This is a genomic window from Bradyrhizobium sp. 17 (genome assembly GCF_023073515.1).
GTDB classification, from domain to species: Bacteria; Pseudomonadota; Alphaproteobacteria; order Rhizobiales; family Xanthobacteraceae; genus Bradyrhizobium; species Bradyrhizobium canariense_D.
The window spans coordinates 1-4,536 of sequence record NZ_JADPJQ010000095.1; the positions used below are offsets into that span (position 1 = coordinate 1).

Consider the following 4,536-nt stretch of genomic DNA (forward strand, 5'->3'; position numbering starts at 1 on the left):
TGCGATCATCCCAAGGCCGACCTTCGGCAAGCGAAGGATTCCGAACACGGAGCCCCTGCGGCTGTCGTCCGCGGCTGGCATCGAGGGGAGCGTGAGAAATTGCCAGGCCAGCGCGAGCGCGGCGAGCGGAACGACTGAAAAGAAGGCTCCGCGCCAGCCGATGTACTGACCGAGAAAGCTTCCCAACGGCGCGGCAATCGTCGTGGCCAACGCATTTCCGCCGTTGAAGATGGCCAGCGCCCGCGGGACCTGAGTTTCGGGAACGAGGCGCATCGCGGTAGCGGCCGACATCGACCAGAAGCCGCCGATGACGATCCCGATCAGCGCCCGCCCCGCCATGAAGATGGCCCCGTTCGGCGCGAGCGCGACAATCAGGCCCGACGCCACCATAACGACCGTGAGAGACAGCAGGACGGTCCGCCGGTCGATGCCGCGGGTCGCCCGCGAAATGAGCAGACTCGCAAGAACGGCGAATATGCCGGAGACTGCGATGGCCTGGCCCGCTTGACCTTCGGTAATGTGGAGGTCCGCTGCGATCGGCGTCAGGAGACTGACGGGCATGAATTCGGACGCGATCAGCGTCGCGACGCAGAGAGTGAGGGCGAAGACCGCGCCCCATGCCGGCGCTTCTCGCTGGACGGCACCGTCCTCGAAAGTGGTTTCGCTTGTCATTCTAGCCTCGGAAACAAACTGCTCCGCACCCGGTCGGCCGGGTCCGGGCGGCGATCGGCCGCCGTTCTCAGATAGTTCCGCGCGAGGCCCGACAGCAGACTGGCGCTGTCGGATGTTCCGTTGAGAAGGATTCATCGATCGGAGGGGCCTCAGAGGCCTAGCGGTCGCAATTCCCGGACGAGATCGATGAAGAGCCGGAGCGCCGCCGGAACCTGCCGTCGGCTCGAGTAGTAGATGTGGAAGCCAGGCCCGAGGGGCGCCCACTGCTCCAACACAGTGCGCAGCGTGCCGTCCCGCAGGTCCTTGCGCACCATCGGCTCGGCCACGTACATGAGCCCCGCCCCGTCTCGGACGGCGACCAATCCGATCTGCCCTTGATCAACAGTCATCCCGCCCGGAACATTGATCTCGATCTTCTCGTCGCCGCGTTCAAACTCCCAGCGATAGATGCTCTCGTCCCCGATCCTGATCTTCACGCAGCGGTGAGATTGCAGGTCACCTGGATTCACCGGAGTGCCCATGCGGTCGAGGTAGGAAGGAGCCCCGACGACGAGCCAGGGGATATCGGCGGACAGACGCTGCGCGACCATGTCCTGCGGCACTGTGCCTCCGTACCGGATACCCGCGTCGTACCCGTTTTCGATGACGTCGATCATACGGTTGTTGACCGAGAACTCGATCTCGACCTCCGGGTACCGTTCCAGGAACGTGGCCATCACGGGTCCAACGAGAAACTCGGCAGCTTCCGTCGGTACGCTCAACCGCACCCGACCCATCGGCACGTCGCGAAAGCGGTTGAGAACGTCCAGGGCGCTGCCGATCTCGTCGAAGGGCTGCGCAAGCGCTGACTGCAACGCCTCGCCCGCGGCGGTAAGCGTTACGCTGCGGCTTGTCCGGTTGAGCAAACCTCAGCTCTGCCGATTGCGAATCCCTGCTGCGTGCTAACCGCTCGGAACGAGAAGACGGGCCAACGATTCGTTGGCAGGAGCAAGCTCGATGCTGATGACGAAGGAAAGACGGCCGGCGATCCGAACGCTGCGGGGCTGGGCGCTCAGCGTGCTGCAGGAGGCGGGCGCCATCCACGAATGCGAGGAGCATGGCTGGGCGAAGGACCGGGCCGACCCGCATGCACGCGAGCACGCATTGGATATAGCCAGGCAGGAGCCACCCGAGGGCTTATCTCCGGATCAGGCCGTCGGGCAAGTGCGCGAGGTTTTGCATTCGATCGGCGATACGTGCCCGGAGTGCCCGCCACGTCCCGATTAGGTCTCCTGCGCTGTCGCGCCGCTCGAATGGCGTGCGAGCCTCAAACGCCTTCGGCAAACTTGGACGACGTAAGGGATATCAGCGGACTATTGCCAAAAGGCCCTTCAAGCGAGCAAGTCTAGTGCGTTCTCGATCGCTGCGCCGGCTGCGGTGTTGTCGAAGATGCACCAGGTCTCACTAGATGACGACGTAGCACCGAGCCGCAGCTTCAGCGATCGCAGGAATGCCCCGTCGTACGCGGAGTAGTAAATGCGCGGCGCTCCATGCAATCGAAAATAGCGCAGACTAGGCCACCCGCCCGGCAGGTCGGCATCGGGCACCCGCGCCGGATCCGCGGCGACACGGGCAATCCGACGTTCCCCGAGCCAGGCGCCGACCTCGGGCGTAAACCAGCTGACGTGACGCGGCTCGCAAGCGAGAGCGGCTGAGGTCTTTTCCTGCAGCGCGCGGAACAGGAACTCCGCATCGGACTCAACGAACATTTTGCGAGGTGCAAACTGAACGAGCAAAACCCCGAGCTTCGCACCAAGTCCGGCGCTCTCTTCGATGAACCGATCGAGTTCACCCTGCGCAAGCTGTGACGAGTGAGTAACAGACTTCGGCACCTTTACCGAAAAGCGGAAATCATCGGGCGTCGCGTTCGCCCATTTCTCGTAGGTCGAACGCCGATGCGGCTTATGAAATGATGAGTTGATCTCGGTGGCGTTCAACACCCGCGCGTAGCGTTCAAGCTGGCTACCTACCCCGCCAACTCTTTCCTTGCAGACTCGCGGAACATTCCATCCCGCTGTGCCGAGCCGCAGCTCAGTCTTGACATGCGCGGCCTCTTCCATGTCAGTCCGTGACTGCCATCGGGTATCACCGGATGTTTCAATCTCACGCCGACTTCCGCCGCGCCCCTGCTGTCGGCTTCTTCGCCGCCGCTTCCTTAGGCGGCTTCTTACCGGCGATCGGCATCAGCATCTCCTTCTGAGCCGCGGCAGCTTTCTTCGTCTTCTTGGGAGACTTTTTTGGAGCCTCGGTCTTTGCTGCCCCGCCGACGCTCTTGCGTAGCGCGTCCATCAGATCGACGACGTTCTCGCCTTTCGGTCGATCCTTCGGCACGATCGGCTTGCCGGCGCGCTTCTGGTTGATGAGCTCGATCAGCGCGCTTTCATAATGGTCCTCGAACTTCTCCGGCTCGAACGATCCAGCCTTCTGGTTCACGATGTGCCTGGCCAGATCGAGCATGTCCTTCGTCACTTTGACGTCCTGGATATCGTCGAAGTATTCCTGCTCACTACGCACCTCGTAGGGATACCGCAGCAAGGTGCCGACCAGGCCCTTGTCCATTGGCTCGAGCGCAATGATGTGCTCTCGGTTGGTGAGCACCACGCGCCCGATCGCAACCTTGTTCATCTCGCGGATGGTCTCGCGGATGACCGCGAAGGCGTCGTGGCCGACTTTTCCGTCCGGACGGATGTAGTAGGGGCGAATTAGGTAGCGCGGATCGATCTCGGCCTTGTCTACGAACTCGTCGATCTCGATGGTACGCGTGGATTCCAGCGCGATCTCCTCAAGCTCCTCCTTGGTCACCTCGATGAACTGGTCCTTCTCGAGCTGGTAGCCCTTAACGATGTCCTCGTTGGGCACCTCGTCGCCGGTGTCGGCGTCGACTTTCAGGTACTTGATCCGATGACCGGTCTGACGGTTGAGCTGGTTGAAGGAGATCTTCTCGCTCTCCGAGGTAGCTGGGTAGAGCGCCACGGGACAGGTGACCAACGAGAGACGCAAAAAGCCTTTCCAGTTCGCGCGGGGGGCCATGGTACGCAAAACTCCATAAGGGGACTTGGACTCAAGACGAACGGCGCGACACAGTTCCGACACCGCCCGCAGGTGTCCACCGCAAATTGATGCCAGATCCCGGTCAAGCGCCCGGAATAGATGGCGGGCAGTCTTAACCCAACGAACAAAATAAGAACATGTATCGGTGACGCAATCCCTGGCACTCCGCGGTGATTAGACCTCTGTGGAAAACGGCCAATCCCTTGCTCTAGGGAAGCGGCAACCCAGCCCGTCGGGCAACACACCCTTCTCCCGTCAATCCCTCTCCGCAAAAATATTCCACTTTACCGAAATTCGGAAACGGCGTATGTGTCGCTCATCCCGGCTCATCCTTGAGGGGCGATCTCGTTGTCGTCTTGATTGCGAGCCGGGCTTGCGATGGACGCGGCAGCGTCGGTACGAGATGGTGCGGGCAGGGCGGGTAGACCCTGTGAGCCCGCAACCGCGTGCGGACGAGGGGCGCTGCTAGGCTTCGTCTCGCCTGTAAGTTTTCGGCTTCGTCGACAGGGCTGGAAAAACTGCGGCGAAATGGCGGGCCGTGCGTACGGCAAAACCGTGTGGTCCTGGCCGTCGTTGCTACGGTCAAGCTTTCGCGGAGGTGTGTGCGAGCCCAACCGGGCAGACAGCATCATCCAAATTCGCGAGGCGAGGGAGGCCAAAGAGAACTCGGCTCCCGGGAGAGCACGGCATAAGCCGTCCAACCGTCGCGCAGGGAAGGCCGAGTGATTGGCTACACCTGTATGCTGCTGTGCGGTTTTCCTGCGTGTGCTTTTC

General features: G+C 61.9%; 5 protein-coding genes. 1 reads left to right on the top strand and 4 read right to left on the bottom strand.

The features are described from left to right. Nucleotides 1-672: MFS transporter (locus IVB13_RS17210; RefSeq protein WP_247489839.1), on the bottom strand; the 672-nt coding region annotated here is incomplete at its 3' end. Between the two features lie 149 nt (nucleotides 673-821). After that, nucleotides 822-1,577: a LysR substrate-binding domain-containing protein gene (locus tag IVB13_RS17215; RefSeq protein ID WP_247489841.1), complete on the bottom strand. Its 756-nt coding sequence runs from the start codon at nucleotides 1,575-1,577 to the stop codon at nucleotides 822-824. A gap of 91 nt (nucleotides 1,578-1,668) precedes the next feature. On the opposite strand from IVB13_RS17215, the gene IVB13_RS17220 reads away from it, so the two are divergent. Then, nucleotides 1,669-1,938 (top strand): hypothetical protein, encoded by a 270-nt coding sequence (locus IVB13_RS17220; RefSeq protein ID WP_018453910.1) that lies wholly within the window; start codon nucleotides 1,669-1,671, stop codon nucleotides 1,936-1,938. 104 nt (nucleotides 1,939-2,042) lie between these two features. On the opposite strand, the gene IVB13_RS17225 is transcribed toward IVB13_RS17220, so the two are convergent. Both IVB13_RS17225 and IVB13_RS17230 read right to left on the bottom strand, forming a co-directional pair. Further along, the gene (locus tag IVB13_RS17225; protein ID WP_247489843.1) at nucleotides 2,043-2,771 is read right to left on the bottom strand and encodes a DUF72 domain-containing protein; all 729 of its coding nucleotides are present in this window, start codon (nucleotides 2,769-2,771) and stop codon (nucleotides 2,043-2,045) included. Nucleotides 2,772-2,814: 43 nt separating this feature from the next. Then, entirely contained in the window at nucleotides 2,815-3,741 is a 927-nt protein-coding gene (locus IVB13_RS17230) for a Ku protein (protein ID WP_247401640.1), read from the bottom strand. Between the last annotated feature and the right edge of the window lie 795 nt (nucleotides 3,742-4,536).